We start from the raw sequence: 15,727 nt of genomic DNA on the forward strand, positions 1-15,727 counted from the left end.
CCAGCCTAGGTTCTCACCGGGGCCCGGCGGCAGGGTGTCGCGGCAGGGCGGCGATGCCGTCCAGGACGCAGCCCAGCCCGAACTCGAACCGGGTGGCGAGGTCGGGCTCCGTCAGCTCGGCGGCCAGCGACCTGGTGTGGGGGAACACCTCGACGGGCAACCCGGCCAGGTCGGCCCGCAGGTCGTCGAGGTACATCCGCGGTGACCGCCGGGCGAGTACCGACGCCGAGAGCGGCGCCTGCTCACCACTGACGGAGCCGAGCACGAACGTCGAGAGCAGGAACAGCGCGTACGCGGCGTCCCGGTCGGCCAGACCGCCCGAGCGCAGCGCCGCCAGTACCACCTCGATGTTGAGCAGCTGGCCGGTGCGGGTGGAGAACCGACCGACCAGCAACCGAGCGGAGTCCCGGTACCCCAGCAGGTGCCCCCGCAGGGCGTGCATCATCGCCGCGACGCTGCCGCGCCAGTCGTCGGGGTCCAGCAACCCGGTGAGGTCCTGGCGGCCCATCACGGCCTCGGCAAGCTGGTCGATCAGCTCCTCCTTGTTGCGGACGTGCCAGTACAGCGATGCCGGCTGCACGCCGATGCGCGCGGCCACCCGACTCATCGTGAGCCGATCGAGCCCCTCCTCCTGCAGCGTCTCCAACGCGGCGTCCACGATCGTCCACCCGTCCAGCTTGGGCTCGGCGGCGGGCGGACGCCCTCGACGCGGTGGCATGTGACCTCCGGAACAGCCTCTATCCGACATCCCACGATTAATCTACGGAGCATAGATTAATCGAGGGGGGTAGCGATGACGGCCTGGGACGTCACGAGTGCGATGGAGCGGCCGGCCGCGTTCGGCGACCGCCCGGCAGTGCTCACTCCGAGGCGCGAGCCCGCCGCCTGCGAAACGTCCAGGTCAGATCCACCACCGCGAACACGGCGGCCACCGCCAGCACGACGCTGAACCAGCCCAGGCCGGCGATCCAGGTGATCACCCCACCGGCGAGGCAGACGACCAGCGCCACGACCGCCACGACGATGCGGGAGTTGCGGGTGCGGACGATCGGGGCGGCGGCGAGGGGGCCCGTGGCGAGCGGTGGGGTGCCGTCCCCGGGTGGGAGCTGGTCTTCGGGGTCATCGGGCACAAGTCAGGCATACCCGATGGCGGGGCCGGGAAACAGCCCCGACCCCGTCAACCGAGCCGGTCAACCGGACGGCCGGCTCGCCAGCTGGGTCAGGTACCTGCGCAGCAGCCACAGCGCGGCGACGAGGATCACCAGTGCTGCGCCGATCGACATGAGCAGCTGGTAGGTGTGGAAGTCGAATGCGGCGCCCGTGGGCAGGATCAGCAGGGCGATCACGGCCGTGCCGCCCAGCATCCCCGTCCGGTAGCGGGGCATCGCGGTGGTCGCGGCGAGCGGCACCACGGCCCAGAGCAGGTACCAGGGCTGCACGCTCGGGCCGAACAGCACCACCACACCCATCGCCGCCGCCATGGCGGTGACGGCGTCGAAGCGCCCGCGCAGCGTGGCGAGCAGCAGCCACACGCAGCCCAGCGCCGCAGCCGTGAGCCCCGCCCCGCGCGTCAGGTTGAGGATCTCGTCGGTGTGATCGCCCAGGCCGACGAGCAGTCCGAGCTGACCGGAGGCGAGTCCCAGATCGGTGGTGAGCGACATCCACTCGATCGACAGCGACGGCACCGACACCGTGTGCAGCCACCCCCAGCCGTCGGTGGTGAGCGGTCCCAGTGCTACGTAGACGGCGGGTGCGACGACCCCGAGCACGGCGGCCACGACCGTGACGTCACGCACCCGCCCGCCGCGACGGCGCGCCTGTTCCATGCCGAGGAACCCCAGCACCAGCAGCGCCGGCAGCTTGACGGCCGACGCAGCGACGATCAGCACCGCGCCGCCGAGGAACCGTGGATCCAGCAGTCGAGCGCTGCCGCGCAGCCCGACCTCGAGCCCGGCCAGGAACAGCCCGATCATGAGCCCGTCGTTGTGAACGCCGCTGACCAGGTGAAACAGCACCATCGGGTGGGCAGCGCCGAGCCACAGTGCGCGATTGCCGTCGGCTCCGCAGCGGGCCGCCAGCCGGGGCAGTGCCCAGACCATGGCGGCGATCCCGACCAGCGCGAGCAGGCGGTGGGCCATGATCCCGAGCACGGCGTCGTCGCCGGCGAAGTCGGCGACGCCACGGCCGAGCACGAGCGACAGCGGGCCGTAGGGCGCCGGGGTGCCGCGCCACATGGCCGGCACGTTGCGCACCAGCGGGTCGTCCACGCCCAGCGCCGCCGCTGGTCCCGTCAGGTACGGGTCGAGCCCGCGCAGCAGCACCTCGCCCTGGGCCAGGTAGCTGTAGACGTCACGGGAGAACAGCGGGGGCGCGACGGCCAGTGGGGCCGCCCACAGCAGCGCGGTGCGTGCGAGCAGTCCGCGCCCGGGTGCCGGCACGAACGGATCGGTGCCGAACCGGCCCGCCTCCGAGCGCAGCGCCCGGGCCACCCACACCCAGGCGACGATCAGCAGGCCCATCCCGACGTAGGTCAGCGCGATCGCCAGCGTCGTGTTGCGGGCCGGCAGGCCCAGCAGGCGGATGCCCGACAGCGGGTTGGGCACCGGCAGCGCACCCGAACCCAGCGCGGAACCGGCCATCAGCAGCGAACCGGTCAGGCCGACGCGCCGCGCGAGGCGGATGCCGTCGACCGGGCCCGGTGCCGAGACGCCGGGCCGGTGCAGCCGGCGCGCTGCCGTGTCGGTCATGACGCTGCCGTGTCGGTCATGACGCTGCCGTGTCGGTCATGTCGCGGGCGTATCCGGAACCGGTCGACCACCGCAGGTCCGTGCGCGCATGTCACCCTCCGGGACGTCGGCTGCCGACACGCGGTCCGAACATCGCCGGAGTGCCCTGCAGACTCCACTGCCGACCCATGGCGATCATGTACCCGGCGGGGAGCGGAGAAAACCGGGTGCACGGCCCAATCCCGCGTACCTGCCCGTCGACGGTACTGGGCGGGTGCTGCGACCGGTCCGTCAGGTGGGGTCCCGGTCCGCGACGTGGGCCCGCACGATCGCCTCGAAGTCGGTGTCACCCACCAGCCCCAGCGCCGTGGCCCGGCTGGTGTCCCACGCCGCGGGCCAGCCGGCCGCGATCCGCTGGATCTCCGCATCGGGCTCCCAGCTGATCAGCGCCGCCACCGCGGGCCCGGCGACGCGTTCGAGCGCCGCCGCCATCTCCCCGGCCGACACCGAGACGCCCGGCAGGTTGATGCTGCGCCCGCCGATCGCGGCGGCGTCGAGGTCGTGGCCCGCCACCAGGCAGTCGATCGCGCGGTCCGGGGAGAGCAGCCACACCCGCGTGTCCGGGGAGACGGGGCACACCGATCCGACGCCGCGCAGCGGCTCCCGGATGATGCCGCTGGCGAACGACGACGCCGCCCGGTTGGGGGCACCGGGGCGCACCGACACCGTCGGCAGGCGCAGCACCCGACCGTCGACGAAGCCCTTGCGGGTGTAGTCGTGCAGCAACAGTTCGGCACACGCCTTCTGGATCCCGTAGGACGTCTGGGGCGTCAGCGCCGTGTCGTCGCGCACCACGGGCGGCAGCGAACCCCCGCCGGGAGCGCCGTACACCGCCACCGAGCTCGTGAACACCACGCGCGGGCGCGTCCCGATGGCGCGGCAGGCCTCCAGCAGCACCCGCGAGGCGTCGAGGTTGACCCGCATGCCGGTATCGAAGTCGGCCTCCGCGTGCCCGCTGACGACGGCGGCGAGGTGGAACACCGCGGTGGTGCCGGCGTCGATCGCCTGACCGATCACGGCGGGGTCGGCGATGTCCCCGACCACCGTGCGGACGCGCGGATCGGGCAGCGGCGGACCGGCGACGACGTCGAGGACCGTCAGCGCCTCGACACGCTCCTCGCGCAGCAACCGCTGCGCGAGGCGATGCCCCAGGAACCCGGCACCCCCGGTGATCACGACCCGCATCGCCGCCGTCCCCCGTCCTGGACCGCCACCCGGCCCGCCCGCGATCGTCCCCCGTCGGGACGGGAACGCGAAACCGCCCCCCACCTCCAGGCACGGAGGTGGGGGGCGGTCTCGCCGGGAGGGGATTTCGACAGATCAGTGGTAGAAGTACGGGTCGAGCACCCGCACCTCGGTGATCTTGTCGACCGGCAGCCCGTTGGTCTCGGCGGCCATCCGGATCGACTCCGGGTCGGGTCCGTCGTAGACGCAGTACGTGGAGGTGCGGTCGGGGCTGACGTAGGAGTGCACCCAGGTCACTCCGTGCCCGGCGTTGCCGTCCACGACGTTGAGCAGCGCCTTGGCGCCACCCTCGTCGGTCGGGATGGCGAGGCCGTCGGGGAAGGTGCGCTCGACGAGGTAGCGGGTCATGGGATGTTCCTTCCGAAGGTGCGAGCACGGCGCGCGCCGGCCATGGGAGAACCTTCGTCGCCCGGCGCGATCCGAGGATCGGGAGGAGATCCCTATCTTTCGGGAGCGGGCTCCCCATCTTCGCCCTGCCGCGACCGTTCCCACTGCGCGAGGCTGCGTGCCGCCTCCTGACGCGTCCCCACCCCGAGCTTCGCCAGCACCGCAGAGACGTGGTGGTCCACGGTCTTCGCGGAGATGTGCAGCTCGGTGGCGATGTCGGCGTTGCGCAGGCCACCGGCCAGCAGCATGAGGACGTCGAGCTGGCGGTCGGTGAGCTGCGCCGGGTTGGCCCGGGTGGCGCGGCGCGGCCGCCGCGGCAGGCTGAGCACCCCGTCGCCGCGCAACCGGCGGGCGAGCTGGTCGGCAGCGGGCCACGCACCCATGTCCCGCAGGCTGCTCAGCGCGGCCAGCCGGTCGTCGGGCTCGCTGCTCTCCGACAGCGCGATCGCGGCCTCGTAGGGGCACCCGAGCTCCTGCCACAGCTGCGCGGCGGCCGCTCCCGCTCCCGCGATCTGAAGCGCGAACGGGCGAGCCGCCCCCGCGTCCGGATCGGGTGCGACCCCCCCGAGCGACCGCCAGTAGCCCAGCTCCCCGATGGCCCAGTCGTGCTGGCGCGACACCGCGAGCCGGTAGGTGGGCGCCACGAGCTCCTCGATCCGTTCGGGCGCACCGGCGAGCCACGCCGCCTCCGCACGGGCGGCCGCCACCGGCCAGAGCCGCTGCAGGTCACCGGTCTGCTCGGCCAGCGCCTGCGCCTGCTCCAGCGGCTGGACCGCATCCGGGTCGCCGCGGCGTACGCGGAGCCTGCCCAGCACGGTGAGCGCGACGATCCGGGACGGCACGTGTTGCACGTGGACCCGGACGACCTCGGTGGCCGCGAGGGTCGCCTCCGCCCACCGACCCTGCTCGAACATCGATCGCGCGTGCCACGCCGTGGCGTAGCCCAGCGACGGGTCCAGGTCCCGGTCCGTGCAGAACCGGATCGTCTCGGCGATCCACTCATCGGCGAGCGCGTAGCGGCGGACCTCACCCGCTCCGGACCCGATGTTGTTCATCGCCTGACCGATGCTCGAGTCGTCGTGGGTGTGCCGCGCGGCCTCCAGGCTGTCGGTGAGCAGCTCCAGAGCACGATCGGGATCGGTGAACCAGTGGGCGCTGCCCACCGTGTTGAGCGCCCGCCCGAGCGTGCTGATGTCCCCGTAGCGGGCGGCGTACTCGATCGCGGTGGTGCCCAGCGTGATGGCCTCCGGGAAGTCGCGGGCCAGCATCCGCAACCGGGCCGGAGCCGCATACCCGGCAGCGAGGCCCGGACCGCTGGGCATCGACGTCAGCATCGCCACGGCGGCAGCGGCCGCCTCGTTCGCCTCGGCGTTGCGGCCCGCCATCCACAGCACGTGCGACCTGCTCGCGCGCACGGCCGCGGCCTTGCCCGGAGCACCGGCAGCCAACCACTCGGTGATCGCGCGGCCCGACGCGTCGAGGGCGCCGGCGAGATCGCCGCAGCGCTCGCACGCCATGCTGCGCCGCTGCCACAGGTCCGCCCGCAGCGCCGCGGGCGAGCCCGCGGCATGGCGCAGCGCACGCGCGAAGTGCTCCGCCGCCTCCCGGTGCGCACCCACGCCGGTGGCGAGGTCACCGGCGAGCGGGGCGTGGTGCAGCACCGCCATCGGATCGCCCGCCGCGTCGGCGTGGAAGGCCAGCCGGGCCGGGTCCGCCGACCGCGTGCCGACGAGGAAGGCCAGTACGCGGGCGTGCAGCACGGCCGCCCGGGCCGCCGGCACCTCCACCTCGACCGCGCGCCTGGCCAGCTCGTGGCGGAACCGCACCGTGCGCTGCTCGAGCACCAGCATCCCGGCCGCCACGGCGTCGTCGATGGCCACCGCCACGGCCGGGGGCTCCATCGACTCGCGCAGCCCAGGATCCTGCAGCACGTACTCCAGGAGAGCGGTCTCGGCACGGCCGGTCACCAGCGACACCGCGTCGAGGACGGTCCGTGCCTCGGGTCCCAGCCGGGACGTGCGGGCGAGCACGGCGTCGCGCACCGTGGTGGGGACGTGCTGCACCTGCGCCCCGAGCACCTCGGTGACGAAGAACGGGTTCCCGCCGCTCGCGCCGTGCAGCGCCACCCCGTCCTGGCCCGTGGGAGCGGCCAGCGCGACCACCGCGGCTACCGTCAGCGGCGGCACGGTCAGCCGCCTCACCGACGGCACCGTCGCGAGGTCCCCGAGCACGCGGCGCAGCGGATGGTCACGCCCCACGTCGTCGGCGCGATAGGTGACCACCACGACGGCCGGCAGGTCGGCGACCCGGCGCCCGACGAACAGCAGCAGGTCCAATGTGGCCGCGTCCGCCCAGTGCACGTCCTCGATCACCGTGACCGACGGCCCGGCACCGATCACGTCGAGGAACGCCGTGAAAGCGGCATGCCGCTCCGCGCCCGCGCTCAACAGCGGCGCGAGCCGGTCGGGCGCCGACCGCGCGATGTCGTGCAGTGGCCCCAGCGCGCGGGGCGTGCCCAACGCGTCGCAGAACCCCTGGTACACGGCGGTTCCGGCCGGGAGGGCAGCCAGGAACCCGCGTGTCAGCGCCGTCTTGCCGATCCCCGCCTCGCCCTCGACGAAGACCAGGGTGCCGCCGGCACCGGAGCCCGCACGGGTTCGGTACTCCCCCAGCGCCGCGAGCAGCGGCTCGCGTTCGAGAAGCTCCACGCGCGGAGCCTACGGCTCGGTCATCCGGTCCCTACTCCACGTTGCGCGCCAGAATGCCCAGCGTCGCGCGTAGTGCCGCCTCCGGGATGATAGGGAAGATCGCGGCGTCGCGGTACCGCTGCTCGATGTCGCTCCAGTCGTAGTAGGACGTCACCAGGGTGCCGTCGGCGCTGGGCTCGAGCCGGTAGCCGTAGCGGTGCCTGATCGGGGGCTGGATCTTGCCGGAGATCGTCCATTCGATCGCGGCGTCCTGCTCGAAAGCGGTGATGATCACCGTGACGTCGTAGCGGCCCATCGGGAGGTCGTTGAGGGCCTCGCGGTCCATGTGCACCACGAACTCGTCACCCACCTGGCGCACCGGTTCGCCCTCGGCCGACTGCAACATCCCGGAACTGTCGATCAGCACGTGCCCCTGCGGGTCGCTCAGCAGGGCGAACACCGTGGCCGGTGAGGCCGCGACCTGGCGCTGCACCTCGAAGCGCTCCGTGTCCGTCCCGGCCTTCTGCTCGCTCGTCATGGGCACCACCTTCGCAGGCCCACCGGGTTCGCGCTCGCCGTCGGGCAGCGCCCTCGCTCCTAGGCGGCCAGGCTCGCGTACCGGCCGTGGCTCGCGACCAGGCTGGCGTGCGTGCCCTCCTCGATGACCCGGCCGTGGTCGATCACCACGATCTGGTCGGCGTCGCGCACCGTGGAGAGCCGGTGGGCGATGGTGATGGTGGTGCGACCCTGGGCGAGGTGGTCGAAGGCGGACTGCACGGCCCGCTCCGTCTCGGTGTCCAGGGCGCTCGTGGCCTCGTCGAGCACCAGCACGCGCGGGTTGCGCAGCAGGGTGCGGGCGATGGCGATGCGCTGCTTCTCCCCACCGGAGAAGCGGTGCCCGCGCGAGCCGACCACGGTGTCGTAGCCGTCGGGCAGGCTCGCGATGAGCTCGTGCACCTGCGCGGCACGGGCCGCGTCCTCGATCTCGGCGTCGGTGGCATCGGGCTTGGCGTAGCGCAGGTTCTCCCGGACGGTGGTGTGCAGCAGGTAGGTCTCCTGGCTGACCACACCCACGATCGCCGCCAGGTCGGCCAGGCGCATGTCGCGCAGGTCGACACCGTCGATCGTGACGCGTCCGGCGGTCGGGTCGTAGAGCCGCGCGACGAGCGAGGCGAGCGTGCTCTTGCCGGAGCCGGTCTCGCCGACCAGCGCGAGCGTGGTGCCGGCCGGGACGTCGATGCCGACACCGGCCACCGCGGCAGCATCGCTGCCCGGGTAGGCGAACGTGACGTCCTCGAAGCGCACGTGCCCGGCGACGGCGGCCGCGTCGATCGTGACCGGCTCGGCGGGGTCGTCGACCTCGACCGGCAGGTCCAGGTACTCGAAGATGCGTGCGAACAGCGCGAGCGAGCTGACCAGTGATACGCCCACGTTGAGCAGGCCCATGAGCGGCCGGAACAGCCCGGCCTGCAGGGTGGTGAAGGCGATCAGGGTGCCGATCGTCATGGTGCCCGCCGTGATCGGCAGCCCGGCGCTGAGGTAGATGATGGCGGGGATCGCGGCGAAGATGACGCTCATCGAGGCCATCCGCCAGCGACCCGCCAGCTGGGAGCGCAGCTCCAGGTCGATCAGCCGGGTGGACGAGCCGGTGAAGCGCTCGATCACGGCCGGGCCGGCGCCCATCGTCTTGGACAGCTGGATGCCGCTGATCGACAGCCCCTCCTCGACGGTGACGTTGAGGTCGGCCAGCTCGCGCTGCTGCGCGGTGGTGATGGCGCGGCGCATGCGAGCGACGCGGCGGGTCAGGTAGATCGCGGGCGGCATGACCACCAGCGAGATGAGCGAGAGCTGCCAGGACAGCGCGGCCATGGCGACCGCGGTGGCCACGGCGGTGGTCAGGTTGGAGGCGATCGACGTGGCCGTTGACGTGACCACGGACTGCATGCCGCCGATGTCGTTGGTGATACGCGACTGCACCTCACCGGTGCGGGTGCGCGTGAAGAAGGCGATCGACTGCCGCTGCAGGTGGGCGAAGACGTCGGTGCGCAGCCGGTGCATGACCTGCTGGCCGACCTTCGTGCTGATCCAGGTCTGGACCACGCCGAGCGCCGAGGTGATCGCCGCGACGGCGACCATCCCGATCACCAGCAGCACGAGCAGTGCAACGTTGCGGTCCGGCAGCGCGGTGTCGATCACCGAGCGCAGCAGGAACGGGGAGGCCATCGAGACGATCGACGAGGCCACGATGATGGCGGTGACGATCGCGACGGGCCAGCGGTAGGGCGTGAACAGCCGGCCGATGCGGCGCAGCGAGACCTCTTTGGCCTGCTTCTTCTCTGCCGCCGTGGCCGCGCGTCGGCCACCCGGTCGGCCTGGACGGGTCTGGGTATCGGGTTCCAAGGTGATGCTCCTTCGGTTCGTTTTGCTGAGGTTACCTCAACATGAGGGAACAACACCACCCGTTGGTAGGGTATTCCCGTGAACCCGCCCGACGACCAGGACGAGACCCTCCCCGAGGCCTTCTGGGCGGTCGCCCGCCAACTGCGGGGGCGCAACCGCGAGACGCTGGCGCCGCTGGACATCACCCCGTCGCAGTCGCGCGCCGTCGTCGTGCTCATGCGCCACGGCACCATGCGCCTGAGCGAGCTCGCCGAGCACCTGCGGATCGTCGCGCGCTCGGCCACCGAGGTGGTGGACGGGCTGCAGGCCCGCGGGCTCGTCGAACGGCTCCCCGACCCCGGAGACCGGCGCGCCACCCTCGTCGCGCTCACCGACAAGGGCACGCAGACCGGCACCGCCATCCGCGCCGCCCGCTTCGCGGAGGCCGACTCGTTCTTCAGCAGCCTTGGCGAGCAGGACCGCGCCGACCTGGCCCGCATCCTGCGCACGCTGCGGGGTCGCTGAGCCACCGGAGGGCTGGGCACCGGAACGGCTGGACAGAGGAACGACGAAGCCCCACCCCGCAGCGCGGAATGGGGCTTCGTCGAGAAGGAAGTGCGGGGATCAGCCGCCGAGCAGGCCCCCGACGACCTTCACGAGTCCGCCGACGAGGCCGCCGCCGCTGCCCGTGCCCGCGTCGGGTCCCTGGGAGCCCTGGTCCTGCGAGCCGCCCTGATCGCCGGAGTTCTGGTCGCGAGCAACCTGGTCGCCGCCGGCCTGGTTGCTGCCGCCCTGGTTGCTGTCGCGCGCGTACCGGCTGTCGGCGTTGCCGGCGCCGCCCTGCTGATCGCGGCCACCGTCGCTCGCCTGGTCGGTGGGCGGAGCCGGGATCTGCGCGTCCGCGGCGGGGGTGTTGGGCGCCGCCGGCGCGGCCGGGGTGGCGGCCCTGGACGCGCCGCCCGCGGCGTTCGGGAAGGCAACCGGCGTCCACGACTTCGGCGGCGCGATGCCGGCGTCGAGCGGGCCCGGAGTCGCCTGGTCGACCACCGGCGCCTGCGGGGCCGCGACGGCCGCAGCGGGTGCGTCGAGGCGGCCTGCGCCGGGGTAGCTGCCCGGCTGCGTGCCGTTGGCTGCTGCGTCGTTGGTGCTGTGCGCGGTGTCGGTGACGACGGCGGTGCCGAACACCGAGCCGGCCGCCAGCAGCGTGCCCACCGCGACGGCGCTGGCGCGCACGACATGGCGGCCACCGGCTTCGACGACCGATCCCCGCGCCCGCGGCGACTTCTCCTTCACCGGCCCGCTCTCCTTCGCCCGCGAGCGAGCGGGCGGTGCGGCGGCGGGCACCGGCTGGGTGTCCAGGCCCTCGCGGCGCAGCAGGCTGTCGACGGACACGGCCGAGTTGCGCGGCGGGGCCGGCGGGTTGCGCGGGGGCGCCGGTGGACGCGGCCGCGCCGGGGCCGGCGCGTTGCGGTTCAGCAGGTCGGCGACGGTGACCACACCGGCCGGAACCGAACGTGGACGACCATTGGACACCATCTGAGCCACGCGAAAGTCCCCCCTTGGGATGAACGGAGTAGCGACTGTCTACCGGATGCCGACCATCTCCACCAAGAGTGACGGGCGTGCCACTTCTGATTCACCCAGATGGCCTATTTCCGTTCGCCGATGGTGGCCGACCGCTCATCCAATGGCCCTGCCGGGAACCGCTGGTCAGACAGCCGGCAGGCATCAGGGTGCGGCTGCTCCCCCGTGCGGCAGCTCCGACCATGCGCGAACGGCCGTCACCAGCTCGGCCACGTCGGCCGGATGGGCCAGCGTCCGGCCGGTGGCGTCCTCGATGCGGCGCAGCCGGTAGCGGACGGTGTTCGGGTGGCAGAACAGCACCGCGGCCGTCCCGGCAGCGGAGCCACCGGCATCGAGCCATGCGGTGAACGTGGTGAGCAGCAGGTCGCGGTCGTCGTCCGGCAGCGCCAGCACGGTGCCGAGCACCGTGTGGGCGGCCTCGAGCGCGGCAGCGGGGGCGGACGCGACGAGCAGCGTGAGCGGGCTGTCGCGGAACTGCTCGACGCCCGGCCCGGCCGGCTGGTGCGCGACGGCCAGGCGGGCCAGCCGCAACGCCCGCGAGGCTCGTGCCAGCTCCTCGAAGACCGGGCTCACCCCGACCCGGCCGGTCGCCTGGCGGCCCAGCACGCCGAGCGCGTCGCCGGCCCGGGACCGCTTGCGCAGCGAGAGCACCCCGACCGCGAGATCGGGCTGCAGGCGCCACACCGAGCGGACGTCGAGCGGGGACAGCGCCGACTCGATGCGGGGCAGCGGGTCGTGCCCCACCTCGATCGTCTCCGCCGCGACGACGACGAACGCACCTTCCAGCGGCAGCCGCAGCGCCTGCGCGACCTCCCACAGCGGTCCCTGCGCCGCTGTGCCCGCGAGGACGGCTTCCACCAGCGCGCTGCGTTCCCGCTCCGTGGCGCGCACGATCTGCTGGTGCTCGTCGCGGTACCCGGTGACCGACGCGTCGGAGTACTCGTTCTGCAGCGCGAACATCGCGCCGGCCAGGTCGACGAGCACGGCGTCGGGGATGCCGCGCACCGAACGGGCCGCCGCCACCAGCTCCGTCCACACCTGGGCGAACCCCAGCCGGTAGGCGGCCAGCATCTCCACCAGCGGGGCACCCTTCGCCGCCCGGGCGCGGCCGGTGACCTCCGGTGCGCGCAGGTCCGCGGCGCCCGTGCCCGCGAGCCCGTCGAGGATGTAGTCGACGTTGGCCTGCAGCGAGTCGCGCAGCTCCCCCGCCGCCACCACGTCCTCCGCGGCGTAGAACGGGATCTCCGCGCGGATGCGCTTCTGCATCTCCTCCAGGATCTGCGGCATCCGCTCCCGCGTCACGCGGACGATCTCCACGACCGCCTGCGAGGGCGCCACCCGGGCCATCCCCGCAGCGTAGGCACATTGTTCCCGGGGACAAAGGACACCGCCGCGGCGTTGTTCCCGGCTCCGTGTCCGCCACGCCCGCGCCGCAACAGACTTCCTGCTACACCCCCCCAGAACCGCCAGGAGTCGACGATGACCACCCTCGCACTGCTGCTCACGGAGTCCGCGGCCCAGCATCCCGACCGCCCGGCACTGCGCCACGACGACCGCGTGCTGACCTACGCCGAGCTCGACACCGCCTCCGCGCGCGCCGCCGCGCTGCTCACCGACCGCGGCGTCGAGCCCGGCGACACGGTCGGGCTGATGCTGCCCAACGTCATCGAGTTCGCCGTCCTCTACTACGGCATCGTGCGCGCCGGCGCGGTCGTCGTGCCGATGAACCCGCTGCTCAAGTCGCGCGAGGTGCGGTACTACCTCGACGACGCCGGGGCCCGGCTGCTGTTCGCCGCACCGATGTCCGACCCGCACGCCGCCGACGGTGCCGCCGCGGCCGGCGCCGCGCTGATCACCGTCGACGCCGGGTTCGACGCCCTGCTCGCCGCGCACGCCCCCGCCCCTGCCGTCGTCTCGCGCGCCGAGGACGACCTGGCCGTGCTGCTCTACACCTCGGGCACCACCGGCAGGCCCAAGGGCGCGGAGCTGACGCACGCCAACCTCCGCCACAACGCCACCGTCACCGCGACCACGCTGTTCGAGCTCACGCCCGAGGACGTGGTGATGGGCTGCCTGCCGCTGTTCCACGCGTTCGGCCAGTCCTGCGGGCTCAACGCGGCGCTGTGCAGCGGCGCCTGCCTCACGCTCGTCCCGCGCTTCGACCCGGCCACCGCGCTCACGGTCATGGCCCGCGACGGCGTCACGGTCTTCGAGGGGGTGCCGACCATGTTCTCCGGGCTGGTCTCCGGCCTGCGGCAGCACCCCGACCACGCGGGCGACACCTCGGCGCTGCGCGTCGCGGTCTCCGGCGGGGCGGCCCTGCCCGTCGAGGTGCTGCGCGGCTTCGAGGCGGCGTTCGACGTCGCGATCCTCGAGGGCTACGGGCTCTCGGAGACCTCGCCCGTCGCCGCGTTCAACCACCCGCACAGCCCGCGCAAGGCCGGCTCGATCGGCACCGCGATCAGCGGCGTCGAGCTGCGGCTGGTCGACAACACCGGCGCCGACGTCGCACCCGGCGAGGTCGGCGAGATCGCGATCCGCGGCCACAACGTGATGCGCGGCTACCGCAACCGACCCGAGGCCACGGCCGAGGCGATCCCCGACGGCTGGTTCCGCTCCGGCGACCTCGCCCGCCGCGACGAGGACGGCTGCTACTTCATCGTCGACCGCAAGAAGGACCTGATCATCCGCGGCGGGTTCAACGTCTACCCACGCGAGATCGAGGAGGTGCTCTACGAGCACCCCGCCGTCGCCGAGGCCGCCGTCGTCGGCATCCCGCACGCCGAGCTGGGTGAGGAGATCGGCGCGGCCGTCGCACTGCGCGCGGATGCGGACGTCGCCGAGATCCGCGAGTTCGTCCGGGCCCGGGTCGCCGCCTACAAGTACCCGCGCCGCATCTGGGTGCTCGACACGCTGCCCAAGGGCCCGACCGGCAAGATCCTGCGCCGCGAGATCACCGTGCCTGCGGCGGTGACGTCATGATGCTCTCCGCCGAACAGGCCGACGGCTCCTCCGGGGCGCTCGACATGCTCCTCACCGACGGCGCGCTGGGCCCGATGCGCCGCCTGCTCCCCGGCACCGCGGGCGTCCGGCTGGTCGCCGACCTGGCCGGACGACCCCGGACGGTGGGCCGCCGCGGCCGCGAGCTGGCCGCCGAGCTGGGCCGGGTGCTCCTCGGGCAGTCGCTGCTCGCGCCCGCCACGCGCGACCGGAGGTTCACCGACCCGGCGTGGACGTCCAACCCCGGGCTGCGCCGGATCGTGCAGGCCTACCTGGCAGGCGTCGGCACCGCAGAGGCGCTGCTGGCCGACGCGGAGCTGGGCTGGCGCGACCGCGAGCGCCTCACGTTCACCGCCGACAACGCGATCGCGGCGCTGTCGCCGAGCAACAACCCGCTGCTGAGCCCGGAGGCCTGGAAGGCGCTGCTGGACACCGGTGGCGGCAACGTCGTCGCGGGCGTGCGCAACCTCCTCACCGACCTCGCCGCCGCACCACGGGTGCCGACCATGGTCAAGCCCGACGCGTTCGAGGTCGGCGTCGACCTGGCCGTCACACCGGGCGCCGTGGTGGCGCGCACCGAGGTGCTCGAGCTGATCCGGTACACCCCGCAGACCCCGACGGTGCGGGCGCGGCCGCTGCTGATCGTCCCGCCGGTGATCAACAAGTTCTACGTGGCGGACCTCGCGCCGGGCCGCAGCCTCGTCGAGTACCTCGTGCAGGGCGGCCAGCAGGTCTTCATGATCTCCTGGCGCAACCCGGACGCGCGCCACCGCGACTGGGACATCGACACCTACGGCCGCGAGATCCTCGACGCGCTGGACGCCGCGCGGCGCCTCACCGGCGCCGACGCCGCCGTCGCGCTCGGGTTCTGCTCGGGCGGCACCCTGCTGTCGATGGCGCTGGCCGCACTCGCCGAGCGCGGCGAGCTCGACGAGCGTGTCGCCGGGTTCGGGCTGTCGGTCTGCGTGCTCGACCAGGAACGCGCCGGCACCGCCGGTGCCCTGCTCGACGAGAAGTCCGCGGCGGCCGCCACCGCGGTGTCCAAGGCGCGCGGGTACCTCGACGGCCGGGCTCTCGCCGAGGTCTTCGCCTGGCTGCGACCCGGCGACCTGATCTGGAACTACTGGGTCAACAACTACCTGCAGGGCCGCGACCCGGCGCCGTTCGACATCCTGTTCTGGAACGCCGACACGACCCGCATGACGGCCGGGCTGCACCGCGACCTCGTCGAGCTCGGTCTGCGCAACTCGCTCGTGCGCCCCGGTGCCGCGACCATGCTCGGCAGCCCCGTCGACCTCTCGGCGATCACGACGGACGGCTACGTCGTCGCCGGCGTCGCCGACCACATCTCGCCGTGGCAGAACTGCTACCGCAGCGCGCGGCTGTTCGGCGGCACCACCCGCTTCGTGCTCTCCACCAGCGGCCACATCGCGTCCATCGTGAACCCGCCGACCAGCAGGAAGGCGAGCCACCAGGTCGGCGATCAGCTGCCCGGCTCGGCGTCGGGCTGGCACCGCGACACCCCCGCCACGCCCGGCTCCTGGTGGCCGGACTACCTGGGCTGGCTCGCCGCGCGCAGCGGCCCGGAGGTGCCGGCCCCCGCCGACGATCCGGCCCCGCTCGCCGCCGCGCCCGGCACGTACGTCATGGACCACTGAC

Annotated in this window: 13 protein-coding genes; 3 read left to right on the forward strand and 10 right to left on the reverse strand. The window is 73.3% G+C overall.

Features of this window, described 5'->3' with window-relative positions:
• Positions 1-13: 13 nt before the first annotated feature.
• The 8 genes from ACFPFQ_RS31510 to ACFPFQ_RS31545 all read right to left on the reverse strand — a co-directional run bounded on the left by ACFPFQ_RS31510 (position 14) and on the right by ACFPFQ_RS31545 (position 9,505).
• Positions 14-718: a TetR/AcrR family transcriptional regulator C-terminal domain-containing protein gene (locus tag ACFPFQ_RS31510; RefSeq protein ID WP_379625343.1), complete on the reverse strand. Its 705-nt coding sequence runs from the start codon at positions 716-718 to the stop codon at positions 14-16.
• 142 nt (positions 719-860) lie between these two features.
• Positions 861-1,130: a hypothetical protein gene (locus ACFPFQ_RS31515; RefSeq protein WP_379625345.1), complete on the reverse strand. Its 270-nt coding sequence runs from the start codon at positions 1,128-1,130 to the stop codon at positions 861-863.
• Between the two features lie 60 nt (positions 1,131-1,190).
• Positions 1,191-2,747, reverse strand: coding sequence for a polyprenol phosphomannose-dependent alpha 1,6 mannosyltransferase MptB (mptB, locus tag ACFPFQ_RS31520; RefSeq protein ID WP_379625347.1), 1,557 nt, complete (start codon positions 2,745-2,747; stop codon positions 1,191-1,193).
• Positions 2,748-3,017: 270 nt separating this feature from the next.
• The gene (gene denD / locus ACFPFQ_RS31525; protein ID WP_379625349.1) at positions 3,018-3,971 is read right to left on the reverse strand and encodes a D-erythronate dehydrogenase; all 954 of its coding nucleotides are present in this window, start codon (positions 3,969-3,971) and stop codon (positions 3,018-3,020) included.
• Positions 3,972-4,106: 135 nt separating this feature from the next.
• Positions 4,107-4,379 carry a DUF4242 domain-containing protein gene (locus tag ACFPFQ_RS31530; protein WP_379625351.1) on the reverse strand — a complete coding sequence of 91 codons (273 nt, stop codon included), beginning with the start codon at positions 4,377-4,379 and terminating at the stop codon, positions 4,107-4,109.
• Positions 4,380-4,471: 92 nt separating this feature from the next.
• Positions 4,472-7,126 (reverse strand): ATP-binding protein, encoded by a 2,655-nt coding sequence (locus ACFPFQ_RS31535; RefSeq protein WP_379625353.1) that lies wholly within the window; start codon positions 7,124-7,126, stop codon positions 4,472-4,474.
• A 31-nt stretch (positions 7,127-7,157) separates the two neighbouring features.
• Positions 7,158-7,643 (reverse strand): SRPBCC family protein, encoded by a 486-nt coding sequence (locus ACFPFQ_RS31540; protein ID WP_379625355.1) that lies wholly within the window; start codon positions 7,641-7,643, stop codon positions 7,158-7,160.
• A 59-nt stretch (positions 7,644-7,702) separates the two neighbouring features.
• Entirely contained in the window at positions 7,703-9,505 is a 1,803-nt protein-coding gene (locus ACFPFQ_RS31545) for an ABC transporter ATP-binding protein (RefSeq protein WP_379625357.1), read from the reverse strand.
• A 78-nt stretch (positions 9,506-9,583) separates the two neighbouring features.
• Here ACFPFQ_RS31545 and ACFPFQ_RS31550 point away from each other — a divergent pair, with 78 nt between their 5' ends.
• Positions 9,584-10,009 carry a MarR family winged helix-turn-helix transcriptional regulator gene (locus ACFPFQ_RS31550; RefSeq protein ID WP_379625359.1) on the forward strand — a complete coding sequence of 142 codons (426 nt, stop codon included), beginning with the start codon at positions 9,584-9,586 and terminating at the stop codon, positions 10,007-10,009.
• A gap of 99 nt (positions 10,010-10,108) precedes the next feature.
• Here ACFPFQ_RS31550 and ACFPFQ_RS31555 read toward each other — a convergent pair whose 3' ends face one another.
• Both ACFPFQ_RS31555 and ACFPFQ_RS31560 read right to left on the reverse strand, forming a co-directional pair.
• A complete protein-coding gene (locus tag ACFPFQ_RS31555) occupies positions 10,109-11,029 on the reverse strand; it encodes a hypothetical protein (protein ID WP_379625361.1) in 921 nt (306 codons plus the stop codon).
• A gap of 183 nt (positions 11,030-11,212) precedes the next feature.
• Positions 11,213-12,415, reverse strand: coding sequence for a PucR family transcriptional regulator (locus tag ACFPFQ_RS31560; RefSeq protein WP_379625362.1), 1,203 nt, complete (start codon positions 12,413-12,415; stop codon positions 11,213-11,215).
• Between the two features lie 132 nt (positions 12,416-12,547).
• Between ACFPFQ_RS31560 and ACFPFQ_RS31565 the strand changes: the two genes are divergently transcribed.
• Positions 12,548-14,050 (forward strand): long-chain-fatty-acid--CoA ligase, encoded by a 1,503-nt coding sequence (locus ACFPFQ_RS31565; RefSeq protein ID WP_379625364.1) that lies wholly within the window; start codon positions 12,548-12,550, stop codon positions 14,048-14,050.
• On the forward strand, positions 14,047-15,726 hold the full coding sequence (locus ACFPFQ_RS31570; RefSeq protein ID WP_379625366.1) for a PHA/PHB synthase family protein: 1,680 nt from the start codon (positions 14,047-14,049) through the stop codon (positions 15,724-15,726). Before ACFPFQ_RS31565 ends, ACFPFQ_RS31570 begins: the two co-directional genes overlap by 4 nt.
• Position 15,727: the final 1 nt, after the last annotated feature.

This window comes from Pseudonocardia sp. GCM10023141 (assembly GCF_042653605.1).